General features: G+C 65.9%; 1 protein-coding gene. It reads right to left on the reverse strand.

The genetic code is table 11. The features are described from left to right. Nucleotides 1–880, reverse strand: an 880-nt coding sequence (locus ACFWVD_RS28465; RefSeq protein ID WP_379247963.1) for a transglycosylase domain-containing protein, incomplete at both ends; no start/stop codon positions are given.

Below are 880 nucleotides of genomic sequence, written 5' to 3' on the forward strand. Positions count from 1 at the left end.
CGGCCGTCGCGATCGCGTCGTCCTGGTAGACGTGGTCCTTGATCGACTCGTTGGCGGCGTCCTGCGACTGCGGGTCCAGGGTGGTGCGGACCGTCAGGCCGCCCTGGTTCCAGACCTTCGCCCGCTCCTCGCGCGTCTTGCCGAAGGCCGCGTCGGTCAGGAACGAGTTGCGCACGTAGTCGCAGAAGAAGCCCGCGCCCTTGACTGCGGTGATGCAGCCGTTCTTCGGCTTGGTGACCTTGAGGGTGAGCGGCTTGGCCTTCGCCGCGTCCGCCTCGGCCTGCGAGACGTCCTTGGTGTCGGCCATCCGCTGGAGGACGATGTTGCGGCGCTTCGTCGCTTCCTGCGTGTCGTTCACCGGGTCGTACCGGCTCGGCGATTGCACGACGCCGGCCAGCATCGCGGACTCCTCCAGGGTGAGGTCCTTGGCCGGCTTGCTGAAGTAGCGCTGGGCGGCGGCCTCGATTCCGTAGGCCTGCTGACCGAAGTACGTGATGTTGAGGTAGTTCTCGAGGATCTTCTTCTTCCCGAGCTCCTCCTCGACCTGGATCGAGTACTTCAGTTCGCGGATCTTGCGGCCGAGGCTCTTCTCCTGGGCCTCGCGCACCTTGGTCTCGTCGTCGCCGGCCTCTTCGACGAACACGTTCTTCACGTACTGCTGGGTGAGCGTGGAGGCGCCCTGTGCGGCGCCGCCCTCCTGTGCGTTGCGGTTGACCGCGCGCAGGATGCCCTTGAGGTCGACCGCGCCGTGCTCGTAGAAACGCGAGTCCTCGATGGCGACGATCGCCTTCTGCATGTACGGGGAGATGGCCGTGAGAGGGACCACCTGGCGGTCGCGCGAATAGATGGTGGCGATCAAGCCACCCTCGGCGTCCAGAAT

The sequence above is a fragment of the Nocardia sp. NPDC058666 genome, assembly GCF_042714895.1.
Taxonomy (GTDB): domain Bacteria; phylum Actinomycetota; class Actinomycetes; order Mycobacteriales; family Mycobacteriaceae; genus Nocardia.